General features: G+C 65.6%; 17 protein-coding genes and 1 tRNA gene. 10 read left to right on the top strand and 8 right to left on the bottom strand.

The genetic code is table 11. The features are described from left to right. Nucleotides 1–22: 22 nt before the first annotated feature. Nucleotides 23–763, top strand: a complete 741-nt coding sequence (locus A5740_RS28345; RefSeq protein ID WP_076194861.1) for an MmpS family transport accessory protein — start codon at nucleotides 23–25, stop codon at nucleotides 761–763. Here the strand turns inward: A5740_RS28345 and A5740_RS28340 are convergent. Beyond that, a complete protein-coding gene (locus A5740_RS28340) occupies nucleotides 738–2,042 on the bottom strand; it encodes an MFS transporter (RefSeq protein ID WP_076194859.1) in 1,305 nt (434 codons plus the stop codon). The genes A5740_RS28345 and A5740_RS28340 overlap by 26 nt on opposite strands. 42 nt (nucleotides 2,043–2,084) lie before the next feature. Here A5740_RS28340 and cmrA point away from each other — a divergent pair, with 42 nt between their 5' ends. After that, nucleotides 2,085–2,891, top strand: a complete 807-nt coding sequence (gene cmrA / locus A5740_RS13725; RefSeq protein ID WP_076194857.1) for a mycolate reductase — start codon at nucleotides 2,085–2,087, stop codon at nucleotides 2,889–2,891. Between the two features lie 90 nt (nucleotides 2,892–2,981). On the opposite strand, the gene A5740_RS13720 is transcribed toward cmrA, so the two are convergent. Continuing rightward, complete coding sequence (locus A5740_RS13720) at nucleotides 2,982–4,553, bottom strand: helicase HerA-like domain-containing protein (RefSeq protein WP_076194855.1); 1,572 nt, start codon at nucleotides 4,551–4,553, stop codon at nucleotides 2,982–2,984. A gap of 118 nt (nucleotides 4,554–4,671) precedes the next feature. Here A5740_RS13720 and orn point away from each other — a divergent pair, with 118 nt between their 5' ends. Next, nucleotides 4,672–5,319, top strand: a complete 648-nt coding sequence (orn, locus tag A5740_RS13715) for an oligoribonuclease (protein ID WP_076194887.1) — start codon at nucleotides 4,672–4,674, stop codon at nucleotides 5,317–5,319. 41 nt (nucleotides 5,320–5,360) lie between these two features. Further along, nucleotides 5,361–5,433 (top strand) — tRNA-His (locus A5740_RS13710). Nucleotides 5,434–5,493: 60 nt separating this feature from the next. On the opposite strand, the gene A5740_RS13705 is transcribed toward A5740_RS13710, so the two are convergent. Beyond that, complete coding sequence (locus tag A5740_RS13705) at nucleotides 5,494–7,026, bottom strand: PPE domain-containing protein (RefSeq protein ID WP_076194853.1); 1,533 nt, start codon at nucleotides 7,024–7,026, stop codon at nucleotides 5,494–5,496. A 57-nt stretch (nucleotides 7,027–7,083) separates the two neighbouring features. Continuing rightward, a complete protein-coding gene (locus tag A5740_RS28930; protein ID WP_139335111.1) occupies nucleotides 7,084–7,431 on the bottom strand; it encodes a hypothetical protein in 348 nt (115 codons plus the stop codon). Between the two features lie 323 nt (nucleotides 7,432–7,754). On the opposite strand from A5740_RS28930, the gene pks2 reads away from it, so the two are divergent. The 6 genes from pks2 (at nucleotide 7,755) to A5740_RS13670 (ending at nucleotide 20,912) form a co-directional block, all read left to right on the top strand. Then, nucleotides 7,755–14,093 (top strand): type I polyketide synthase, encoded by a 6,339-nt coding sequence (pks2, locus tag A5740_RS13695; RefSeq protein WP_076194849.1) that lies wholly within the window; start codon nucleotides 7,755–7,757, stop codon nucleotides 14,091–14,093. A 16-nt stretch (nucleotides 14,094–14,109) separates the two neighbouring features. Further along, nucleotides 14,110–15,543: a condensation domain-containing protein gene (locus tag A5740_RS13690; protein WP_076194847.1), complete on the top strand. Its 1,434-nt coding sequence runs from the start codon at nucleotides 14,110–14,112 to the stop codon at nucleotides 15,541–15,543. Nucleotides 15,544–15,548: 5 nt separating this feature from the next. Further along, nucleotides 15,549–16,889: a hypothetical protein gene (locus A5740_RS13685; RefSeq protein WP_083654105.1), complete on the top strand. Its 1,341-nt coding sequence runs from the start codon at nucleotides 15,549–15,551 to the stop codon at nucleotides 16,887–16,889. A gap of 66 nt (nucleotides 16,890–16,955) precedes the next feature. Further along, nucleotides 16,956–18,272: a hypothetical protein gene (locus tag A5740_RS13680; RefSeq protein WP_076194844.1), complete on the top strand. Its 1,317-nt coding sequence runs from the start codon at nucleotides 16,956–16,958 to the stop codon at nucleotides 18,270–18,272. Nucleotides 18,273–18,287: 15 nt separating this feature from the next. Continuing rightward, nucleotides 18,288–20,075 carry an AMP-binding protein gene (locus A5740_RS13675; RefSeq protein WP_076194842.1) on the top strand — a complete coding sequence of 596 codons (1,788 nt, stop codon included), beginning with the start codon at nucleotides 18,288–18,290 and terminating at the stop codon, nucleotides 20,073–20,075. A 6-nt stretch (nucleotides 20,076–20,081) separates the two neighbouring features. Beyond that, complete coding sequence (locus tag A5740_RS13670; protein ID WP_076194840.1) at nucleotides 20,082–20,912, top strand: glycosyltransferase family 2 protein; 831 nt, start codon at nucleotides 20,082–20,084, stop codon at nucleotides 20,910–20,912. Nucleotides 20,913–20,946: 34 nt separating this feature from the next. On the opposite strand, the gene A5740_RS13665 is transcribed toward A5740_RS13670, so the two are convergent. The 4 genes from A5740_RS13665 to A5740_RS13650 all read right to left on the bottom strand — a co-directional run bounded on the left by A5740_RS13665 (nucleotide 20,947) and on the right by A5740_RS13650 (nucleotide 25,094). Then, nucleotides 20,947–21,678, bottom strand: a complete 732-nt coding sequence (locus A5740_RS13665; protein ID WP_076194839.1) for a GAP family protein — start codon at nucleotides 21,676–21,678, stop codon at nucleotides 20,947–20,949. Nucleotides 21,679–21,689: 11 nt separating this feature from the next. Further along, nucleotides 21,690–23,639: a PE-PPE domain-containing protein gene (locus A5740_RS13660; RefSeq protein WP_076194837.1), complete on the bottom strand. Its 1,950-nt coding sequence runs from the start codon at nucleotides 23,637–23,639 to the stop codon at nucleotides 21,690–21,692. Between the two features lie 31 nt (nucleotides 23,640–23,670). Further along, nucleotides 23,671–24,555, bottom strand: coding sequence for a glycosyltransferase family A protein (locus tag A5740_RS13655; RefSeq protein WP_076194836.1), 885 nt, complete (start codon nucleotides 24,553–24,555; stop codon nucleotides 23,671–23,673). 131 nt (nucleotides 24,556–24,686) lie between these two features. After that, nucleotides 24,687–25,094, bottom strand: coding sequence for a polysaccharide pyruvyl transferase family protein (locus tag A5740_RS13650; protein ID WP_371454734.1), 408 nt, complete (start codon nucleotides 25,092–25,094; stop codon nucleotides 24,687–24,689). Nucleotides 25,095–25,149: the final 55 nt, after the last annotated feature.

Here is a 25,149-nt window from a genome sequence, read left to right as displayed (position 1 = left end):
CCCTCGCAGCCATGAGGTGGGCATGACCGATTCACCACGCCGCGACGGGTCCGATCCGACCCAACCGTTCGGTAGCGGCTCTCCCGTTGACTATCCAGATCCGGCGTACGCGAACCAGCCGCCGTATCAGGGTGCGTACCCGAATCCCACCCAGCAGCTGCCGTCCTACCCTCCCTACGGGTACGACGCCGCCGGCGCAACCGGTCAGTACGGAGCGGGTTCGCCACCTCCCGCCACGCCCACCCCTGACGAGCCCGACGGCCACGAGCCTCGGCTGTGGCTGTGGATCCTGGCCGGCATCGCGATCCTGGTGCTCGTGGGTCTGGTCGTCGCGTTGGTGATCACCAACGGTTCGCGCCAGGAGACGGTCGTCGCGCCTCCGATCGCGCCCGAGCCGAGCTTCAGCACGGCGCCGACGACCCCCACCACGACCTCGCGAGCACCCCGTCCGGTCCCCGCACCGACCATCGCGCCACCCACGACCACCGCAACCGGACCGACGGAGACCGTGACCTACGAGGTCACCGGTGAGGGTCGTGCCATCAACATCACGTACCTCGACACGGGCAACATGCTGCAGACCGAGTTCAACGTCCCGCTGCCCTGGACCAAGCAGGTGGAACTGGCTCAACCCGCGACCGAAACCGCCAGCGTGAGTGTGGTCAACTTCGGCCCCGAGGTGGCCTGCACGGTGACCGTCAACGGCGTCCAGACCCAGCACCGCACCGGTTCGGGCATCACGATCTGCGTGGGGACACGCTGAGCCGCGCCGGAACTCGCACGGCCAGCATCCCGGCCAATCCCAGCGCCATCACCACGCACAGTCCGCCCATACCGGCCCGGTCGGTGCCGAACAGATCGATGAAGGTGAAGAACAGCCACGGCGCCAGGAACGACGCCGCGCGACCGACGGTGGTGTAGAGCCCGAAGGCCACACCCTCCTTGCCGTCGGCGGTCAGCCGCAGCATCAGGGTGCGGGCCGACGACAGGGTCGGGCCGATGAACAGGCACAGCAGCAGCCCGCACACCCAGAAGGCCACCGCCCCCGCCAGCGCCAGCAGCGACAGCCCGACCACGAGCAGGCAGACCAGCGATCCGACGATGACGGGTTTGGACCCCAGGCGGTCATCGAGCTGCCCACCGACGACCGCTCCGACCGCGGCGATCACACACGCGCTCATGCCGAACAACAGCACGTCCGCCTCGGAGATGCCGTAGACGTTGACGCCCAACACGGCGCCGAACGCGAACACTCCGGCCAGCCCGTCGCGGAACACCGCGCTCGCCAACAGGTAGTAGACGACGTTGTGGTCGCGCTGCCATTCACCGCGGATCTCCGACCACAGGCGGCGGTAGGCGCCGATGAGACCGACGCGCTCGGCGGGGCCGGTGGCGGTCACCTTCGGTACCACGATGAACACCGGCAGCGCGAACAACATGAACCAGACCGCGGTCAGCAGCATCACCGCCCGCACGTTCTGTCCGTCGGCGGCCGGAATCCCCAACAGACCGCGGGTCTCGCCGTCACCGGCGATGAACCCGACATAGGCCAGAAGCAGCAACACGACGCTACCCGCGTAACCCAGCGCCAGGCCGAGGCCGGAGATCCGTCCGGACGTGTCCGGCGTGGACAACTGCCGCAGCATGGCGTTGTAGGGCACCGTGGCCAGCTCGTTGCACGCCGCTGTGCAGGCCAACAGGATCAGACCCGGCAACAGATAGCGGTGGTCATCGTGGATCAGGCTCATCGCCGATGTCAGCACCACAGCCGCTCCGGTCATCACCGCGAGCACCCGCCGCCGACGCTCCGGTGCGTCCACCCAGATCCCGGTCACCGGGGCCAGGAAGGCCACCACGAGACCGGCGACGGTCATCGCCCGGCCCAACCAGCTGGCCGGCGTGGTGTCCCCGGGAAGGTCCGACCCGACCGCACCGGTCAGATACACCGAGAACACAAAGGTGACGGCGATTGCGTTGAGGCCGGTCGCACCGCAGTCCCACAATGCCCACGCGAGCACCCTCGCCCGCCCGGGGTTAGTCATGACCGACACCTTATGGGTTTCGGCTCCTTCTAGGATTGCCCCATGCCCGTACCCGCACCCAGTCCGGATGCCCGTGCCGTCGTCACCGGCGCCTCACAGAACATCGGTGAGGCGCTGGCCACCGAACTCGCCGCCCGCGGCCACCACTTGATCATCACCGCGCGGCGCGAAGACGTGCTGACGTCCCTGGCGCAACGGCTCACCGAGCGCTACGGCGTGACCGTGGAGGTCCGGGCCGTCGACCTCACCGACCCGACGGCCCGCGACGTCCTGTGCGACGAGCTGGCCCAGCGCGAGATCTCGATCCTGTGCGCCAACGCCGGCACCGCGACCTTCGGGCCGGTGGCGGACCTGGATCCGACCGGCGAGAAGGCACAGGTGCAACTCAACGTGCTCGGCGTGCACGACCTGGTGCTGGCGGTCCTGCCGGGGATGGTCAAGCGTGGCGCCGGTGGCATCCTGATCTCCGGATCGGCCGCAGGCAACTCCCCGATCCCCAACAACGCCACCTACGCGGCGTCCAAGGCCTTCGCCAACACGTTCAGCGAGTCGCTGCGCGGTGAGCTCAAGGGCGCCGGCGTGCACGTCACCGTGCTGGCGCCAGGCCCGGTGCGCACCGACCTGCCCGACGAGTCCGAGCAGTCCCTCGTGGAGCGGCTGATCCCCGACTTCCTCTGGATCTCAACGGAATACACCGCCAAGCTGTCATTGGACGGGCTGGAACGCAACAAGATGCGCGTGGTGCCTGGCGTGACCTCCAAGGCCATGTCGATGGCCAGCGGCTACGCGCCGCGCGCCATCGTCACCCCGATCGTCGGCGCGGTCTACAAGAAACTCGGCGGCGGTTAGGTTTTCGCGGCCCCTTCTCGCCGAAATGGCATTCCAGCAGGGAAACATCGAGTGAGGGCCTGCTGGAATGCGGTTTCGGCGGGAGAAGAACTAGCGGCGGCGCCCCGTGCCGAAAATGCTTCGGGTGATCTCCCGGCCAATCACCGTGCCCGCCGAACGCATGGCGCTCTTGAATGCCGAACTCTTGAGCACCTGCTCGAGCATGCCCGGCTCTTGGGGCTGCGCCGGAGCGGGCGTCGGTTCGATGTCACCGGACGCCTCGACGCCGGCGAAGCCACCCGGATCCTCGGGCGAGGGCGGCGGGGCCAGCTTGGCGGCCAGCCGCTCGTACGCCGAATCCCGATCGACGGTCTGGCCATAGGTGTCCTGCAACGGGCTGGCCTTGGCCGTCGCGGTGATCGCGTCGGTGCCGATGGTGTCCATCAACGACCGCGGCGCCCGCATCCGGGTCCACGCCACCGGCGTCGGCGCGCCTCGCTCGGAGAGCACCGTGACGATCGCTTCACCGGTTCCCAATGACGTCAACGCCTTCTCCAGGTCGTAGACATCGGTCTTCGGGTACGTGCGGACCGTCTTCGACAGCGCCTTCTGGTCATCGGGAGTGAAGGCGCGCAACGCATGTTGCACCCGAGCGCCCAGCTGTGACAACACGTCATTGGGCACATCGGTGGGCAATTGGGTGCAGAAGAACACACCGACGCCTTTGGATCGGATCAGCTTCACGGTCTGCTCGACCTGCTCCAGAAACGCCTTGGATGCGTCGTTGAACAGCAGATGCGCCTCGTCGAAGATGAATACCAACTTGGGCTTGTCGACGTCGCCGACCTCGGGCAGCGTCGTGAACAGATCGGCCAGCACCCACATCAAGAACGTCGAGAACATCACCGGCCGCGTGGCCTGGGCGCCCAACTCCAGCAGGGTGATGATGCCGCGGCCCTGCGGATCGGTGCGCAGCAAATCCTTGGGCTCCAGCTCGGGCTCGCCGAAGAACGAATCGGCGCCCTCGGCCTCCAGGTTGACCAGCGCCCGCAGGATGACGCCGGCGGTCGTGGTCGACACCGCGCCCAAAGCCTTGAGTTCCGGCTTGCCCTCGTCACTGGTGAGGAACTGGATCACCGATCGCAGATCCTTGATGTCCAGCAGGGGCAGTCCCTTCTGGTCGGCCCAGTGGAAGATCAGACCGAGGGTTGACTCCTGAGTGTTGTTGAGCCCCAACACTTTCGACAACAGGATCGGACCGAAGCTGGTGATCGTGGCCCGCACCGGAACTCCGACGCCCTCGGTACCCAACGACAGGAACTCCACGGGGAACGCCGTCGGCGTCCAGGTATCGCCGGTGTCCGTGCCGCGCTGGTCGACCTTGTCATCGGCTTCTCCCGGCTTGGCCAACCCGGACAGGTCGCCTTTGACGTCGGCCATCATCACCGGGACGCCGGCTGCCGAGAGTTGCTCGGCGATCACCTGCAGCGTCTTGGTCTTACCGGTACCGGTGGCACCGGCGATCAGCCCGTGCCGGTTGACCGTGGCCAGCGGGATGCGAACCTGCGCGGCCGGGTCGACGGCGCCGTCCACCACGACCGTTCCCAACTCCAGCGCCTGGCCTTCGACTGCGTAGCCGGCAGCGATCTGCTGCGCGGGGGTGGCTGTCGATTCGGTGGTCATGCCGTGGTCCTCCCGTATTACGCGAACGAGCCGATCGGGCTCTGACACTACTTGCCGGGCGCCACGCGCGGTGGGTGTGACAGTTCTCCACCTAGCTATGGGAATACTGTGGGTCTTTGTGCGAGACGAACTGGTATGGATCGACTGCGAGATGACCGGCCTGGACCTGAAGTCCGATCGTCTGATCGAGATCGCGGTTCTGGTCACCGACGCAGACCTGAACATCCTCGGCGACGGCCTTGACGTGGTGATTCACGCGGACGACGCGGCGTTGTCCTCGATGGTCGATGTGGTCAAACAGATGCACGCCCGATCCGGCCTGACCGAGGAGGTGCGGCGGTCCACCGTCGACGTCGCCACCGCCGAAGAGATGGTGCTCGATTACATCCGCGGCCACGTCAAACAGGCCAAGGCCGCTCCCCTGGCCGGCAACTCGATCGCCACCGACCGCGGCTTCATCGCCCGCGACATGCCCAAACTCGACGATTACCTGCACTACCGGATGATCGACGTCAGCTCGATCAAGGAACTGTGCCGCCGCTGGTACCCGCGGATCTACTTCGGCCAGCCCGAGAAGGGCCTCGCACACCGCGCGCTGGCCGACATCCACGAGTCGATCCGCGAACTCAAGTACTACCGCTCGACGGCATTTGTCGCTCAGCCCGGGCCGTCTACCAGCGATATCGCCGCTGTCGCCGCCGAGCTCGGACCGCCCGAGGACGACGCGTCGGAAACCGATTCGGCAGTAGGACACCCGAGCAGTTAGTATCTACGAGCCGCACACGCTCCAAAGGCAACGCGGCGATGGTGGCTGTAGTTCAGTTGGTAGAGCACCAGGTTGTGATCCTGGCTGTCGCGGGTTCGAGTCCCGTCAGCCACCCCGATATCGGGAACGCCGTCTGCGCAAGCAGACGGCGTTTCTGCGTTCTGGCCGACCCGCTCAATCCTTGCGGTCGGTATCCCACGTCGACGGCAACAGCGGCTCCCTCGGACCATCGCCGAAATCCGCGCCGTCCAGCGTCGTCAACCCCGTCGTCGTCGCGTCCGTCTTGTCGAGCACCCCGGCGAATCCCAGTGGTCCGGCACCCTGGCGCGACGCGGTTGGCCCGGTGTCCTCTTGCGGGTCGGCGTCCAGGTCCATGAATTCGTTGCCGTGGCCCTTCTCCCGCAGCGCGGCGCGGCGGCGTCGGCGCGCCCGGGCCTCGCGGGCCGATTCCCCGGCAGCGGCCGCAGCGGCATCGGGTGCGGAAGCCTTCTTCTTGGCGAGGGCCGCAGCGCCGGACGTCGCCGCAGCGGGGACCCCGACGCCAGGAGCGCCGATCAGATACGGCGGGAAAAATCCCGGTCCCCCACCTGGCGCGGCCGATGGTGCCGGCGCGGCGGTGGCGGTCGCGGACGCCGAGGCACCGGTTGCGGGGGCTGCCGGCGCGGATGACGACGGAGCTGTCGACGGGCCGGCCGATCCGGTCGAAGTGGCCCCGGCGGCCGGCCAGGACCCGGGTTCGGTCCCGGCCGGGATCTCCGCGACGCCGGGGACCGCCGGCTGAATGGCGGCCAGACCGGCAACGGCCCAGCCCACGTTGGCGATCACCAGGCTCAGCGCCGGCTGAATCAGGGCCGGGGACAACTGGACTACCACCTGCAGCAGCTGCGACGCGTGGAAAGCCATGTCGGCGAGCACCATCGGCAGGTTGGTCAACAGTGCAGCAGGGTCGTTGAGCAGATTGTCGATCAGGAGGTGAATGTTCTCGATCTGCTCCTGGCCCACTTCCAGCCACCAGCGTGGGTCGAGTGGACTGAGGTCTCCGTGTGACCCGTGATCGTGATCGCCGTCGTGGTCATGGTCTCCGTCGTGATCGTGATCGTGATCGCCGTCGTGGTCATGATCGTGGTCGTCATCGTGGTCAGGGTCGTCGTGCTCGTCATGAGCGTGCTCGCTGTGCAGGATCTGCGGGGCCGCGGGTGTGGCCGGGGTGGTTGCCACCGCGACCTCGGCCACCCCGTGATATGCCTCCATCGTGACGGCCGCCAGGATCCACATCCGCACATAGTCGGCCTCGTTCAGCGCGATCGGAATCGTGTTGATGCCAAAGAAATTGGTAGCCACCAGCACGGCGTTCCGGGCATGGTTGGCGGCCAGCTCGGCCAGCGTGGGCATCGCGGCCAGCGCGGTGGCATATGACGCGGCTGCGGTTTCGTGCCGTGCAGCCGTCGCCGCACTATCGGCACTCACCTGGTACAGCCACGCTATGTAGGGAAGGTGAGCTAGCACGTATCGCTCGGCACTGACGCCCTGCCAGGCTCCTGCCTGCACGCCGCCCAGCACGGCCGTGAGTTCGTCTGCCACTGCGGCATATTCGAAGCTCAACGACGACCACCCGCCGGCGGCGGCCAACATCGGGCCGGGGCCAGGCCCGCTGCTCAGCAACGAGGAATGTACCTCCGGTGGTGAGGCCATCCAGATCGCGGCCATGAGACAACCTCCCCGTGCTGATGCAAGATCCCCAGTTATTGAGAATGGTTATCGTTATCAAAATTGACGCAGAAGCACAACTACACCGAGCAGTTCGGTTGGCGCAGCCCCCGCCGATGCTCGGTCATTTGTGCCGCCGAGCATCACTCGGGCGTTCAGCGAACGATCAGCGCTTTGCCATCGCGACTCGCGACCGGGGAAGTTCCCTGGTGGGTCGGGATCGAGGGAAATGGTTGTTTTGCTCCACGCTGCAGGATGAACTTGATCAATAAGACGCGGTATTTGCCGAACTTTCCCTCCGTCGCGCATATTCCGGCGTACCGCACGCCGGATTGCAATCGGCCGATCAGCCGGTCGACGAAATTGTTGGAAAACGCTTTGAGACAGCAGCAGGTCATTTGCCATATACCGATCCAGCCCCGGAAAACCTCGGTACCGACCTTGCTGTTCTTACGGCATCCGGCGATAGCCGAATGATCAACTCAGCCGCATAGCCAACGGCCCACACGACAAATTGCCAAGTACAGCAGTTGAATAGCTGATCTAGGCAGAGTCTGACTCCCCAGAGACCGGCTTGTTGCTGCCGGCGCCGACGTCATTCCACCGAAAACCTTGCTGCAAATGAAGATCACTGCGATTTACCGATAGCCTTTGCTGCGCAGGAATGGCACAACAGTTGGCGTCGTGATACTAAGTAAATCTGCCGCTTCATCTCACAAGGGGACGACTTGAGCGAAATCAGTGTTGTTCCGGTTGCCATCGTCGGAATGGCGTGCAGGCTCCCGGGCCAGATCAACTCGCCTCGGCAGTTGTGGGAGTCGTTAGCCAGAGGCGATGACTTCGTCACCGAGATCCCGATGGATCGGTGGGATGCCGAGGAGTACTACGACCCCGAGCCGGGTGTGCCCGGCCGATCGGTGTCGAAGTGGGGCGCCTTCCTGGACGATCCTGCGGCGTTCGACCCCGATTTCTTCGGCATCACCACACGCGAGGCCGCAGCGATCGACCCACAGCACCGCCTGCTACTGGAAACGGCCTGGGAGTCGGTCGAACACGCCGGCGTCAACCCGGCGTCACTGGCCGGTTCGGCGACGGGTGTGTTCATGGGTCTGACCCACAACGACTATGCCCACGTGGCCGCCGACGCCCGGGCCTTGGAGGGCCCGTACGGATTCACCGGCACGAGCTTCAGTCTGGCCTCCGGCCGTATCGCCTACGCGCTCGGTGTCCACGGCCCTGCGGTCACGGTGGACACCGCGTGCTCGTCGAGTTTGAGCGCCATCCACATGGCGTGCCGCAGTCTGCACCTCGGCGAAAGTGACTTCGCCCTTGCCGGCGGGGTTTCGGTCCTCCTCGAGCCGCGCAAGGCGGCGGGGGGTTCGGCGGCGGGCATGCTGTCACCGACCGGACGCTGCCGGGCCTTCGACGTGTCTGCCGACGGCTTCGTCTCCGCCGAGGGGTGCGTGGTGATCGCCCTGAAGCGACTCGACGATGCTGTCGCCCAAGGCGATCGCATCCTGGCGGTGATCCGTGGCACGGCGTCCAATCAAGATGGGCGGACGGTCAACATCGCCACCCCGTCAGCGCAGGCACAGGCCTCGGCATACCGGGCGGCGCTGGCAGCGGCCGGGGTGGACGCCGACAGCGTCGGCTTGGTGGAAGCACACGGCACGGGAACCCCCGTCGGTGATCCGCTGGAGTACTCGAGCCTCTCGGAGGTCTACGGCAAGGCCGGCCCGTGTGCGCTGGGTTCGATCAAGACCAACTTCGGCCACACCCAGTCGGCGGCGGGAGCCCTCGGGGTCCTCAAGGCAGTGCTCTCGTTGCAGCACGGCGTGATTCCACAGAATCTGCACTTCACCCAACTGCCAGAGGATCTGGCCAGTATCGACACCGGCCTCTTCGTCCCCGCATCGAAAACTCCCTGGCCGGAGAACGGTCGCAGTCCTCGTCGCGCAGCCGTGTCCGCCTACGGCTTGTCCGGGACGAATGTGCACGCGGTCCTGGAGCAGGCCCCCGACAGCGGGGCCGCGGCCGGCACCGCAGCATCGCCGACATCGGTCCGCCCACTGCTGTTTCCGATATCGGCCGGGTGCCCCGACGGCTTGCGGACGACCGCGGATCGCCTGGCGGACTGGTTGGGCACCAGCGGAGACGGCAACGGCCGTGGACCAGCGATCAATCTGTCCGATCTGGCGTACACCCTGACCCGTCGCCGCGGGTTCCGATCCACCCGCACCTGGGTGACTGCCGGCGCCCGTGACGAACTGATCACCTCGCTCCGGAAGGTCGCCGACGGTGAGGCCGTACATCAGGAGACGGTGGCCAACGACGACCGCGGCCCGGTCTGGGTTTTCTCGGGCCAGGGCTCTCAGTGGGCCGGGATGGGTGCCGAGTTGCTGGTCACCGAACCGGCATTCGCCGCCGCGGTCGCCGAACTCGAGCCGCTGATCGCGCTGGAATCGAACTTTTCGGTGACCGAAGCGATGTCGGCGCCGCAGACGGTCACCGGTATCGACCGGGTGCAACCCACGGTCTTCGCGGTCCAGGTGGCGTTGGCCGCGACGATGAGGTCCTACGGTGTGACCCCGGGGGCGGTCATCGGTCATTCGATGGGCGAGGTGGCCGCTGCGGTGGTCGCTGGAGCGTTGACACTCGCAGACGGCGTGAAAGTAGTCTGCCGACGTTCCCGGCTGATGTCGCGGATCGCCGGATCCGGGGCGATGGCAATGGTTGAACTGCCTGCCCACCAAGTACTTTCGGAGCTTGCCGGACATGGCGTGGAGGACGTCGCGCTCTCGGTGGTCGCCTCGCCGCAGTCCACCGTCGTGGGAGGTGCCACGCAGTCGGTTCGCGATCTGGTGGCCGCCTGGGAAGCGCGCGGTGTGATGGCTCGCGAGATCGCTGTCGACGTCGCCTCGCATTCACCGCAGGTGGATTCGATCCTCGACGAACTCGCCGAACTGCTCGACGACCTCACTCCCGCCGAGCCCCACGTGCCCTTCTACTCGGCGACCCTGTACGACCCACGCGAGCCGGCCGAGTTCGACAATTACTACTGGGTGGACAACCTTCGGCACACCGTGCGCTTCTCCGCGGCAGTACAGACCGCGTTGGAGGACGGGCACCGGGTTTTTGCCGAACTGTCGCCGCATCCCCTGCTGACCCACGCCGTCGAGCAGACGGCCCGCAGCCTCGACGTCCCGTCGGCCGTGTTCGCGGCCATGCGTCGCGAGCAGGAGTTGCCGCACGGGCTGCTCGGCTTCACTGCCGATCTGCACGGTGCCGGCGCGGCCGTGGACTTCTCGGTGCTCCATCCGCACGGGCAGCTCATCGACGCGCCGCTGCCGGCCTGGACCCATTCCTCGCTGCTGTTGGATCGTGACGACAGCGATACGTCGCGTGGCGCACACTCGATTTCGGCTCACCCGCTGTTGGGTGCACACGTCGTGCTGCCGCAGGAGCCGGCCGAACACGTTTGGCAGGGTGATGTCGGCACCGACAGCCATCCCTGGTTGGCCGATCACCGGGTCCATCAGGTCGCGGTGTTACCCGGTGCAGCCTATTGCGAAATGGCCTTGGCCGCTGTGCATCCGGCGCTCGGAGGTGCGGGCGAAGTTCGTGACCTCTCTTTCCAGGAGATGTTGTTGCTCGACGAGACCACGCCGGTGTGGGTGAGCGCCACGGTGGCCTCGTCGGGGACGGCCGAGTTCACGGTCGAGACCCACCAGGCCGGCACACGCACCCGGCGAGCTGCCGCAGGCCTACACCTCGACACCGGCACCGAGCGGCCGGCCCCGTACCCGATCGAGGCCCTGCTGGCCTCTCATCCGCGCCGTGTCGACGGCGAAGAGTTGCGGGCCGGATTCCACGCCGTGGGCATCGGACACGGCGCCGCATTCGCGGGGCTGTCCGAGGCCTACGTTGCCGACCTCTCCAGCGCCACCGTGGTTGCCGCCGTGTCGTTGCCCGGGCCGCTGCGATCCCGACAACGTGGTTATGAAGTACATCCGGCCCTGTTGGATGCGTGCTTCCAGTCGGTGGTTGCTCATCCCGATGTGCAGAACGTCGCTGACGGCATGCTGTTGCCGTTGGGGGTACGACGGCTGCGCGCCTACGGTTCGACCCGGAACACCCGTTACTGCTACAGCCGGATCAATCGGGCCGACGCTGCGGGTGTGGAGGCCGACCTCGAGCTGCTCGACGATCAGGGCGTAGTTCTGTTGAGTGTCACCGGTTTACAGCTGGGCACGGGTGGCACGGCACAGGCACAGGCAGATCGCGTGCTGGACGAACGGCTGCTCACCATCGAATGGCAACAGCGCGAGCTGCCCGGGCCCGACAACACCGAGGCCGGGACCTGGCTGCTGATCACCGCCGGAGAGCCGACCGACGTCGCCGCCCACACGCTGACCGCCGGGGTTGTCGAGGGCCTGAGATCGGCAGGCGCCGAACCTCTTACGATGGCCTGGGCCCCGCATGACGACCACGGGGACCGTCGCCTCGAGCTGACCTCCCATGTGGATGACCGGGCATTGTCCGGCGTGCTGGTGGTGATGCCCGACGATGACAGTGTGGGCGAGGCCGCCGGCCGACGCGGCGCCGGCCACGTACAACATCTGGTCCGGATCGCCGGCGCGCTCGCCGAGGCCACCGACGACGCACGAACCGGCGAGCCGCCACGCCTGTACGTCGTGAGCCGCAGCAGTCAACGGGTGCTGGACACCGACACGCTCAGGCTGGAACATTCGGGCCTGCGCGGTCTGATGCGGGTGATCGGGATGGAGCATCCGCGGTTGACTGCCACGCAGATCGACATCGACGACGCGACGGACGGCACACAGCTGGCACGGCAAATCCTGTCGCGGTCACCGGAGGACGAGACCGCGTGGCGTCACGGGCAGTGGTATGCGGCGCGGTTGTGCCCGGCCCCACTTCGCGGCGCCGAGCGGCGTACCGCGACCGCCGACAACGACAGTGACGGCATGCGGCTTCAGGTGCGCACACCCGGAGACCTGGAATCCCTGGAACTGGTTGCCTTCGAACGGGTTTCACCCGGTCCGGGACAGATCGAGGTCGCCGTCAAAGCGTCGAGTATCAACTTCGCCGATGTCCTCGTCGCGTTCGGCCGCTGCCCGAGCTACGACGGCCGCCTACCTGAACTCGGTTCCGAATTCGGTGGTGTTGTCACCGCCGTCGGTCCTGATGTCACCACACATCGCATCGGTGACCATGTGGGTGGTGTGTCGGCGAACGGCTGCTGGGGCAATTTCGTCACCTGCGAGGCCGACCTGGCCACCAAACTGCCGGCCGGACTCGGTGAACACGAGGCTGCCGCAGTGGGGCTGGCCTACAGCACGGCCTGGCTCGGGCTCCACGAACTGGCCCGGATCTCGTCCGGCGACAAGGTGTTGATCCACTCCGCCACGGGCGGTGTCGGCCAGGCCGCAATCGCCGTCGCGCGTGCCGCCGGCGCCGAGATCTTCGCCACCGCAGGTAGCGACGAACGGCGACAACTGTTGCGCGATTGGGGCATCGACTACGTCTACGATTCCCGTAGCACCGCGTTCGCCGACCAGATCCGGGCCGACACCGCCGGGTACGGAGTGGACATCGTGCTCAACTCGGTCACCGGGCCGGCCCAGCGCGCTGGTTTGGAACTGCTGGCCTTCGGCGGTCGGTTCGTCGAGATCGGCAAGCGCGACATTTACGCCGACGCCCGGATGGGATTGTTCCCGTTCCGTCGCAATCTGTCGTTCTACGCGGTAGATCTCGCGCTGATGACCGTCACGCATCCGGTCAAGATCCGTGATCTGCTGGCCACGGTCTATCAGCTGGTCGCCGACGGCTCGCTGCCGCTGCCGGACATCACGCACTTCCCGTTGGCGGAGGCGGCCACCGCCATCCGAATGGTGGGCGGGGCACGGCACACCGGCAAATTGGTGCTCGACATCCCCGATTCCGGACACAGTCAGGTGATCCTGCCGCCCGACCAGGTTCGGGTGTTCCGCGAGGACGGTGCCTACATCATCACCGGTGGACTCGGAGGTCTCGGACTCTTTCTCGCCGAGCGGATGGCCGCCGCCGGCTGCGGACGCATCGTGGTCAACTCACGCAGCGCGCCGTCGAGCAGATCGCACGAGATCATCGAGCTGATCCGCGCCACCGGTGCCGACGTCGTCGTGGAATGCGGGGACATCGCCGACCCGGACACCGCACGCCGCCTGGTGGCGGCGGCCACCCGGACCGGGCTGCCGGTTCGCGGCGTCCTGCATGCAGCCGCCGTGGTGGAGGACGCCACCCTGACGAACATCACCGACGAGCTCGTCGAGCGGGACTGGGCGCCGAAGGTGTACGGCGCGTGGAATCTGCACGAGGCGTTGCAGTTCCAGGCTCCGCAGCCCTCGGCACCACTGGACTGGTTCTGTTCGTTCTCCTCGGCCGCAGCACTGGTGGGCTCACCCGGCCAGGGCGCCTATGCCGCGGCCAACAGCTGGCTGGATGCCTTCATGCAGTGGCGTCGTGCCCAGGGACTGCCGGCCACCTCGATCGCCTGGGGCGCATGGTCCGAGATCGGTCGGGGCACGGCCATGGCCGAGGACGACAACGCCATCGCGCCAGAGGAGGGTGCGTACGCGTTCGAGGCCATCCTGCGCCATGCGCGGGTCTACAACGGCTACGCACCGGTCCTCGGCACCCCGTGGCTCACCGCGTTCGCCCACCGCAGTCCGTTCGCCGAGATGTTCCTGACCGAGGGCCACGGACCCTCGGAGACAAGAAAACTCAAGGCGGAACTGGCCGCGTTGCCACGTGACGAGTGGCCGACCCACCTGCGTCGCCTGATAGGCCAACAGGTCGGTCTGCTACTGCGTCGCACCGTCGACCCGGATCGTCCGTTGTCCGAGTACGGGCTCGACTCGCTCGGGCATCTCGAACTGCGGACCCGCATCGAGACCGAGACGGGCGTCCGCGTCAGCTCGATGGACATGACGACGATCCGAGCGCTGGCCCAACACCTGTGCCAGGCACTCGCCGACGACGAAGCAATGTCCGCCCCGTCAACTTAGGGAGGAGAGGAACACCGTGTTCGAGCTGACCGCAATACAGGACTGGGTTGACGCTCCCGGTAACCACGTCTCGTGGAACCCATCGCGAACAACGCTGAAGAAAGCCGCCGAAGCACCCGTGCACGATGTGCCTGTCAGTTATCAGCAGGCTCAACATCTGCGCAGCTACCGGGAGCACACCGCCAAGGGCGCTCAGATGGCGCGGCTGACCATCCCCGCGTGGAACATCGCCGGTCAGTGTGACATCCGCGCGATGACCTACGTGATCAACGCCTATCTGCGCAGGCACGACACCTACCGCAGCTGGTTCGAATTGACCGTCGACGACCAGATCGTTCGGCGAAAGATCGTAAATCCCAGGGACATCAGCTTCGTCCCGACCGATCACGGCGTGCACACCTCGACACAGTGGCGGGACCACATCCTGGCCACGCCCGGGCCTCTGCAGTGGGACTGCTTCCGCTTCGGAATCATCCAGCGCCCCGACCACTTCACCGCATACATGTGTGTGGATCACCTGCATGTCGATGCGACTTTCATGGGACTGATGCTGGTCGAGATTCATCTGATGTACGCAGCGCTCGTCGGCGGTGGTGCACCCATCCCGCTACCACCGGCAGGCAGCTACGACGAATACTGCATCCGCCAACGTCGTTTCACCTCCGCACTGCACGTCGACTCCCCCCAGGTACGGGATTGGGTCACCTTCGCCGCGGACAACGACGGCACGCTGCCCCGGTTTCCCTTGCCGCTCGGTGACCTCTCGGTACCGTGCGGAGGAGATCTCCTCAGCGTCCAACTCCTCGATGACAAACAGACACAACGGTTCGAATCCGCCTGTCTCACCGCCGGCGCCCGGTTCATCGGCGGGGTATTCGCCTGCGCCGCTCTGGCCCAGTACCAGCTGACCGGTACCGGCACCTACTACGTGATCACACCCACCTCCACCCGCGCCACCGAGGCCGAGACGATGACGACGGGGTGGTTCACCGGGACGGTACCGGTGACAGTGCCCATCGGAAGGTCATTCGCCGACACCGTGCGGGCCGCGCAGACATCGTTCGATTCGGGTCTTCACCTGGCACACGTCCCATTCGACCGAGTGCTGGAGTTGTCGACAGGGCTGCGGAGGCCCGACCCCGGTGTGCCGATGGTGTCCTACCTGGACGCCACCGCCACCCCGTTGTCCCCCGCCGTCATCGCGGAATGGAATGCCCTGAAGGGCCGCATCTACAGCGAAATGGGTACCGCAAATCAAATCGGCATGTGGGTGAACCAGTTCGGTAGCGGAACCTCCGTCACCGTCGCCTTCCCGAACAACGCTGTCGCACGTGAGTCCGTCGAGCGCTATGTCGAGGTGATGAAGTCGGTCTACCTCCGCGTTGCCGAGGGCCGCTGCGAGCAGCTGCCGGTGAACGAATTCACCGGCTCGGGCGTGAGATCGGCCTGAAGAACATGGACGACAGACTCTCGTTCACCGATCAGCTGCTGTTTCTGGGCCAGCGGGCCACCGGTCAGGAACTCCTCGCCCAGGTCGTGTGGCTGTATGAACGCCCCGTCGACGTCACGGGGCTGAACCTATTCCACCGGAATCTGGGCCACGGGCTGCTTGGCCGGCGGATCGAGCGGTCCCCGTTGCCATTTGGACGTCACCGCTGGGTCGCCTCGCCCGGAGCACCCTGCGTCCTCGACATCGTCGAGATGGCCCGTCCGCGAGCAGAATTCACCGACTGGGCCGATGAGCGGGCACAACTTCCGGTCGATCCGGAATACGGTCCCGGCTGGCACCTCGGGGTGCTGCCGATGACGGACGGGTCAACCGCGGTCAGCCTGGTGATGTCTCACTGTCTGGTCGACGGTCTCGGGGCGCTGCTCTCGATCGCCAACGCGGTCAACGGCGAGACGGACGATTTCGGTTATGCCGTACCGAATGCGCGGAGTCGAAGCGGTGCGGTGGCTGCCGACCTCGCCACGATGGTGCGCGAGCTGCCACAGACTTGCTCCACAATTGTGCAGGCAGGTCGGCTGACCTTCGCGCGTCGCCGAGAGGTATCGCTTTCGGCAAAGCCTGGTCACCACAAGCATTCCGGACCCGACGGCGGCGGCACCGTGGTGGCGCCGGCCATCGCCTGTTACGTCAATCTCGACGACTGGGACGAACGCGCGGCCGCCCTTGGGGGAAACAGCCACTCGCTGGTCGCCGGGTTCGCCGCCAAATTCGGCGAGCTGATGGGGCGGCGACGCGGCGACAGCGGAGCGGTCTGCCTCCACCTGCCGATCAGTGACCGGACGCCCGGAGACACCCGCGCGAATGCCGCGTTCATCGTCAACACCGACCTCGACCCCAGCCAGGTCACCTCTGATCTGTCCGGTGCGCGGCGGGCGATCCGCGAAGCGCTGGCGCGGAACCGGCAGACACCGGATGAGACTCTGCGACTGCTGCCGCTGACGCCGTACATCCCCAAACGGGTGGTGGCTCGCGGCTCACAGATGGTGCTGGGCCTCAACGAATTACCGGTGTCGTGTTCCAACCTGGGCGATATCGACCCTCGGGTCGCCGAGGTTGACGGGACACCGGCCGACTACCTGATCCTGCGCGGGGTGGACCGCCGCGTCAGCAGGGAGTTTCTGGAGAACAGAAACGGCCTGTTGACGGTGTTGGCCGGGCGGGTCGGTGACAAGATGTCGATCTCCGTCGTCGCCTATCAACCCGGCGGCTCGAATTCCAAGGCCGCGTTGCGGGAACTGGCCGCAAAGGCATTGGCCGAGTTCACCCTTTCCGGCGTGATCGTCTGATCGGTTGACGTAGTGGAAGTTTCAACATTGGCAATTCAGCCGTGCGTCGACAACCGGCTGACATTCATGGACCAGGCCGGCTTCGAGATCCTGCGCGCGACCGGTCGCCACCAGCTCATGCAGATCACCTGGGTCTACGAACATGCCGTAAACCTCGACGGGTTGAAGCGATTCCACCGAGATTTCGGCTACGGAGCGGCCGGGCGCAGGATCGAGCGGTCACCACTGCCGTTCGGACGCCACCGCTGGGTTTCCTGGTTGGGACCGCAGTCAGACCTTGACTTCGCCCCATTCCCGCGGCCGCGGGCCGAACTCGGCGATTGGGTCGACGAACGCGCACAACTGCCGGTCGATCCGGAGCTCGGACCGGGCTGGCACATCGGTGTGCTGCCGATGACCGACGGATCCACGGCGATAAGCCTGGTGGCGTCACACAATCTGGGCGATGGCGTCGCCGGCATGCTGACGATCTTCGACGGTGTCATGGGCACCAAGCGCCAGTTCGGCTTTCCGCCGCCGCGATATCGCAGTCGCCGGCGCGCGGTTGCCGCCGATCTCCGCGAAACCCTTCACGGCCTGCCGGAGATCGGTCGCACCCTGGGGCGAGCGATGAAACTGCTGTCACAGCAAGGATTTCCACGGCCCACCGACTCCCCGCCGCTCCCAGAGGTAACCGCTCCCGATGCGCCGGTGGTGGTACCGGCGATCTCCGTGTGCGTCGATCTCGACGCCTGGGATGCCCGAGCCGCGGCACTTGGGGGGACGAGTTACTCGCTGTTGGCAGGGTTCGCCGCACGGCTCGGTGAACGGTTGGGACGCCGCCGACCCGACGACGGCACGGTGACGCTGTCCATCGCGCTCAACGAGCGTCACAGCGCAGACGACACCCGCGCCCTGGCCATGTCTTTCGCCAGCGCCCCGGTCGACCCGGCACAGGCGGTGAGCGATCTGTCGGGAACCCGGTCGGCCATCCGACAGGCGATCGAGACGACGCGGACTACATCCGACGAGACCCTCGAACTGTTGCCACTCATCCCGTTGGTGCCCAGAAGCGCGCTGCGCGGCCTCGGCGGTCTGTTCTACGGGTCGTCCACCGAACTACCCGTCCATTGTTCGAATCTCGGCGATATCGACCCGGCGATCGGCTGCCCGGACGGCACCCGCGCCGAATACGTCCTGCTGCGCGGAGTCGACCAGAACGTCTCGCGCCGGGACATCGAGCAGCGAGGCGGCCAGCTGGTGCTGGTGTCTGCACGCATCAACGGCAAGATTTCGATCGGCATCGTCGCCTATCAACCCGATGCGGAGAATTCCAAGCCCCGATTGCGGGGCCTGGCGGCGCAGACGCTGGCCGATTTCGGTCTCACTGGCCTGGTCGACTAGGAAAGGAGACACTTCATGATCCGTTCGTCGATCACCGAGGTACTGCGTGAACGTGCCAGCCTGCAACCCGATGCCACGGCGTTCACCTTCCTCGATTACGACGCCGCCCAGGACGGCGTCGCCCACACCCTCACGTGGTCGCAACTGAGCCGTCGGGTGCTCAGCCTCGCCTACGAGCTCAGGCTCCGCGGCTCGGTGGGCGACCGGGCGGTCATCCTGGCTCCCCAGGGACTCGACTACATCGTTGCCTTCCTCGGCGCGCTGCATGCCGGGCTGATCGGTGTGCCATTGTCGGTCCCGGCGCCCGGCGTGCACGACGAACGCGTCACCACCGTGCTGCGAGACACCACGCCGACGATCATTCTCACCGCCTCCTCGGCGTCCGCACAGATCGCCGAATACGCCACGGCGACAGCGGATCAACCTGCGCCGGCGGTGATCGAGATCGACGGTCTCGACCTTGACTCCAGAAGAGGCCCGGTCAAGCGCGAGAAGTCGCCCGAAACGGCGTACCTTCAATACACCTCCGGGTCCACCCGAACCCCCGCCGGCGTCATGGTCTCGCACCGCAACCTGACCGCCAACTTCGAGCAGGTGATGGCCGGCTTCTTCCGGGACAAGATCGCCCCACCGGAAACCACCGCGGTCTCCTGGCTTCCGCTGTACCACGACATGGGTCTGATGCTGGGCCTCTGCGCGCCACTGCTGGGCGGCTGGCACACCGTGTTCACCACCCCGATGTCGTTCCTGGCCCGCCCGGCGCGCTGGATGCAACTGCTCGCATCCCACCCCGCCGCGGTGACTGCCGCCCCCAATTTCGCATTCGACCTGGCGGCGAAGCGGACCGCCGGTGAGGACCTGGCCGGACTGACCCTTGGCGACGTGCGGTGCGTGCTCAGTGGCAGTGAACGGGTGCACGAGGGCACGCTGAGACGGTTCTCCGAGCGCTTTGCCGGCCACGACTTCCGCCCGGAAGCCCTACGCCCCTGTTACGGGTTGGCGGAAGCAACCCTGTTCGTGGCCACCCGGGAGCCCGGCTTGCCGCCGCACGTGGTCCGGTTCGAATCCGAAAAGCTGGCCGAGGGACAAGCTTTGCCGTGCGAAACCACCGTGCCATTCGAAACCACCGTGCCATTCGAAACCACCGTGCCGCGCGAAACTGCGACGGGCACTGCGTTGGTCAGCTATGGCAGCCCGAAGTCGCCCGCCGTGCGGATCGTCGACCCGCAGACCAGGTCGGAATGCCCGTCCGGAACGGTGGGCGAAATCTGGGTCATGGGTGACAACGTCTGCGCGGGTTACTGGCGGCAACCGGAACGCACCGCGGCCACGTTCGACGCGAAGATCGTGGGCGCGCCCGCAGACACCTCAGCCGGAACCTGGCTGCGTACCGGTGATCTGGGCTTCGTCTCCGAGGGTGAGCTGTTCATCGTCGGGCGCATCAAAGATGTCGTGATCATTCGCGGGCGTAACCACTACCCCGATGACATCGAGGCCACCATTCAGGAGATCACCGGTGCCAGGGCCGCCGCGATTTCTGTCGACAACGGCGGTGCCGAGCAACTTGTGGTGATCGCCGAGGTCCGGACTTCTGGCGACGACCACCAGGATCCGGCCGAGGCGCTGGCCACCGTAGAACGTGAAGTCAGGTCTGCGATCGCCCAGTCCCACGGCCTCAATGCCACGGAACTGCTGTTGGTTCCGCGCGGTTCGATTCCGATCACCACCAGCGGAAAAGTCCGGCGCACCTCATGTGCCGAGCAGTTTCGCAACAATGAGTTCAGTCAGCTCGTGAACAAGTAGGCCGACGTGGGAAACAAGCTACCGGTCGTCGCGGCGATTCCGAATTACAACATGGGAGACAACCTTCAGCGGCTGCTTCCGCAAGTGCTGGCACAGGACTATGACGGTGTCTACGTTCTCGACGATGCCTCGACCGATCACAGCGCCGACGTGGTCCGCCAATTCGGTGACGACGTCACGTTTGTCCGCAGCCTCCACAACCAGGGGGCGGGAGCCAACCGCAATCAGATCATCGACCAGGTCGTCGATCGGTCACTCATCCACTTCATCGATGCCGACATGGAGCTGCAGACCGACGGTATACCCGCCACGGCCAGAGCGGTTTTCGCTCGGTATGCGCCGACCGGCATCGGTCTGATCGGCGGATTGGTGTGCAGACAAGACGGTAGCCAGGAACCACACAACTACGGTGCAGTGTTTTCCGCCTGGGGCGGCCTCACCTCCGGACTGCCGCTGATGATCGACCGGCTGCGGTCTCGTCCACAACTGGCCCAGGCCGTGCAACGAATCGTCGGACCGATCATGACGGGCTGGCCCGACATTCTCGCCACCCCTGCGCCCGCGCCCGCATACTGGCTCCACGAAGGCAACATGCTGGTCGATTCCGACGTACTCAGATCGTTGGGCGGATACGACCCGGTGCTGCGATGTCACGAGACTCAAGATCTGGCCATCCGGATGGAAAAACGCGGCATCAAAAGGCAATTCGATCCCGCGATCAAAGTGCTTCACCTGCACATCGACGTCAGGGGCAAGAACCGCAACAGATGGGCAAATCGGGCTGTGCTGCAGCTGATCCACAAACATGGGTTCTTCCGCTGGCTCTGTGACAGCTGACCCCGCACGGCGCAGGCTGAGTTCACCGTCCGACTCAGATGGTGGACACTCCACTGGCGACCATCAGCATCCCGAAGAGCCCGAGGATGCAGGCAAAGATCGGCCGACGGTAGGCGCAGATCCAGTCATGCATTTTCGCCACGGCCACGGTGGTCTTCTGCGGTGACGCCAGGTAGCCCACCAGCGGGATCTCGGCGATCGCAAACGCGACGAGGGAGAACACGATCGCCGCGCTGACTTGGGTGCTGAGGGCGGCTCCGGACGCCGCGATGGCCAGAATCGCAAAGCAGTACTCCAGCGGCGGCGTCGCTGACAGCAAGCCCGCGGCAAAAGCCAGCCCGATCGAATCGCCCCACCGACCGGCGAACAGTGCCGGCCACGAGAAGCGCGCCCATCGCGATCCGGCTTTAGAGGCCTGCCGGTCCACCGCGCCTGGGGAGTCGGCCGGTAAGACGGTGCTGCGGCGTCGGGCCCGCAGAGCGATGACCGCCGCGAGCGGCACCGCCACCATTCCGAGAGCGATCTGCAAAGGCGGCACGACCGGTTCCTCCGAGGCTGACACGACGAACCTGGTGACCGGAAAGACGAGGCCTGGCAGTAGCAAGAGAGCAGTAAGTGCGAGTCCCACCCCGGTGGCCATCAGTCCGAGCCAGTAGGCCAACAGATTCGCCACCGGACGCCGTCGCCCGATCAGCAGCATCGTGATACCGATCCGAACCGGGTCTACTGCCGATACGAGGGCGAGCACCAACACCGCGCTCCACATGTCAAGCCGTGCTACTCGGCATCCCGATCACCCCGTTTGGTGGACGAATGCTTCGGTCCCGTTGCTGTTTTGGCGCCGGTGGCCGACTTGGCCTGCCGCGACGTTTTGGCGTCAGTCTTCGACTTGGCTTCTGTCTTCGACTTGGCCTTTGTCTTGGATTTCGGTTCTGTCTTGGACCTCGCTTCGGTCTTGGATTTCGGTTCCGTCTTCGACTTCGCTTCTGTCTTGGGTTTCGCTTCCGTCTTCGAGGAGGCGTCGTTCTTCGACGGGGTATCGGCCTTCGACTTGGCTTGAGCGTCTTGGTCTTCAGTGCGACTGGTCACCGAGTCTTTGGTGGCGGGGTCCGCCTTCCGTGACGCAGGCTTGGCCCCAGCCTCGTCAGAAGCAGGCTTGGCCCCAGCCTCGTCGGACGTCGTCTTCGTCGGCGCATCCGTCTCGCCGGCCGGCTTCTTCGCCTGCGTCTCGTTCGCATCGGTTTCGAGCGTTTCGTGTTCGTCCGTGACCGCCGGCTGTTTCGTCGCCACCGCCTCGGGATCCAGCGACTCCGTCGGCGTCGACAGCTTCGTGGCAGCCAGGTCCGACGGGTCGGTGACAGTCTGTGCGGGCAGCGAATCCACCGAGCTCTTCAACTTTTGCGGCTGGCTGGACGGAACTTCGGTATCACTGGTTGCAGCAACCAGTTTGGCGTCCGCGTCGACGGGCGCCGACCGGGTTTTCCGTGCCACCAACGTGGTGGGCGTGGCCGATTCGGTGCCGGCTTCGGCCGGCTCGCTGGTCTCGTCTGACGGATTGAGGTAGTCGACGCTAGGGCCACCGACGCCATACGGGCCGGGTCGTTGAGTGCCGAACGGCCGGGTTCCGTTGATGTTCTCGATCGCGTTGTCCCATCCCGTCGGAATGGCAACCACGAAATCCACGGCGGTCTTGAGCGGGTTCTTCGCCGGGAACAGGCTCCAGGTCGTCGGCTTACCCGGACTTGTTGTTCGGTCGTAACCCGATTCGACGAGCACGCGCAGTGGCGCATCGAGCACGTCGGCCAAGAATCGCCCGATCCCTGGCATGTTGGCCACGTCGTGCAGCAGCGGCAGGGTGTCGGTGGCGACCATCAGGTATCGGGTGTCGCCGTACTGTCCCTGATCGATGATCCCGGGACCGTCGAGGCTCTGGTCAGCGTAATGCGGGTGCAGCAAGCGCTGCCCAGCATTGGCATTGGCAACGGCGATCAGATTGAACGGATTGACCGGCTGATCCGCCCAACCGTCGTACTGGATCGCAATGTCGACGGTCGCGTACTGGGTGTCGGTGCGCGTCGGTCCGCTGAAAGTCACCCCACCGCCGGGAAGTGGAAGCGGGATCGACAGGCCTTTCGGACCACGAGCCAGAAAGCCCCCATTGGGCCTGTTTCCGTTGGCCGTCAAGATGAACGAGACCTGCGGCCCCTCGCCGGGCGGATACCGATCGGCCAGGGCGGCCTTCTCGAACGAGGCGATGGTGGCGCTCTGCGAGTATCCGAACACCACCAACGAGTCGTCCGCACCGGGGGCGTCGGAACCGATGTCCTCGTTGTACTCGCACTGTGTCGCCGAGCTGATGCAGGTATCGAGATCCTTCGTACCTTCGGCGACCGAATGGTCGAACGTCATCGAATGGTCGGCCGGATCACCGGTGTTGAACTGCGCCGGCGTGATCACGGCCACCGCGTTGTACGGCCCGACCGGAATACCCAGACCGGGCCGCATCGAGGAGGGGGCGACGAAGTTGTCCACGACCTTGGTCGTGTATTGCCTGACGAAAGGGATTCCGTCTTTCTCGGTGGTGAGCGGATCCCCCGAGCCGCCCATGATCAACACGCTGGTGGCCGCTGCCGAGGCGACGGACGCCACCGTTGACATCACTGCCAGCGACACCAGCCCCACCAGGGCCATGAGTGTCACACCGATGGCTCGAACCGCTGTGCGCATCGAACATCCCTTCCCGCGGCATCGATCAGTGTTACGGAGTTACCGGATTCACTGGTGGACGGTAGTTTTCGAGATACGACTTGGGCTGACGCAAGCGCACCGCCGGCCACCGCGACAACGAGGCCGGCCCGACCGCGCTCCACAGGGTGACCGCCGGCCCCTTTGACGGGCGCAGCCCGAAATCACGGTACAGATGCGAGCGGTAAGGCATTGCCGGGCCGAACAAGATGTTGCCGGAATGGTTTTCACCGGTGTCGACGTGGTAAACGGCAGCCGGGAACGGTAGCGGTTCCAGAGTACGTCCGTGTTGTCGCCACCAGTCGTAGGCGAATCCGTGCTCCAGCACCTTTTCCAGCCGCACTCCGAAAGCGTCGAAGATCTCGCGCTGAGTGGAAGACACCGTGAGTACATCGGGAACCTGATAGGCGTCCCACGGAATGATGAACGACGTGCCGCAGTGCCGGTAGAACTTCCTACGTAGCGCATACGCGTTGCGCCGGCGTGAATAAATCCATCCGCGAGTGCTCACCCATCCGGCGGCTCCCGGGTGGCCGTGAACGAAGGCAGCGATGTCGCGGTGCACGAAATCATCGGCATCGAAGAGCATCACGTAGTCCGGCCGGTATTCACGCGCGGCGATCAGACCGATGGCGTTCTTGGTGCCCTTGTCCCAAATCACCGAGGCAGGTCCGGTGCGTGGTCCCTGGTGCAGCGACGGGGGCGGGAAATCGACTTCGACGAAAACGGTGCGGGCGGGGAGCGGGAATGACGGCGGTCGATTGCCGACGATGATGATCAGATATTCGTCGCAGCTCTGCCGACTGACCGACGCCAGGGTGTCCTGCAGCAGCGCTTCCACGCGGCCGTAGTCCGCTGCGTTCTGCGGATGCCGCAAAGTGGTTATGAATACCAACATTTGGGGTGCACTCTACCCACTCAGAACGGCTACAACGAGTCGAAAATAGGACGCGGAATTACGCCGATCGTGACCATTACGCGCAGTGCAGTTATAGCAATGTGATCACGTTTTGCGATCTTTGCAGCAAGTCAGGTGGCGGACAGTCCCAGGTGCCCGGCCAGCATCGAATACTGGGCCTGCAAACGCCGGCGCAACCCATCCACAGCAGCACCCGTGCGAGCCCGGATCGCCACCGAATCAGCCAACCCCGCCAACACCCGATCCACCACCACCGACCTGCGCACCTCATCAGTCCGCAACAACGACCGCTCATCATCAACCGACAACGCAAAATCACGACACTTCGGCTGATACTCCAACGAAATCACCGGCGTCGCAGACAACGCCGCCAAAATCCCCGCATGCAACCGACTCACAATCACTGCCGAACAACCAGCAAACTCACCCGCCGCAGCCACCGCATCCACCGGCCGCACAATCCGCGCACCCGTACCAGCCAACGCCAACTCCGTCCACCGCCGATCAGCCCCATTCATCAAGATCCCGACGAACTCAAACCCCCGCCCCGACAACTCCCGCACCGCCGCCGAC

Origin of the sequence: Mycobacterium sp. GA-1841, from assembly GCF_001954135.1 — a bacterium.
Classification (GTDB): Bacteria; Actinomycetota; Actinomycetes; order Mycobacteriales; family Mycobacteriaceae; genus Mycobacterium.
Note: the sequence above shows the minus strand (reverse complement) of the source record. Positions and strands in the feature narration are given on the sequence as shown.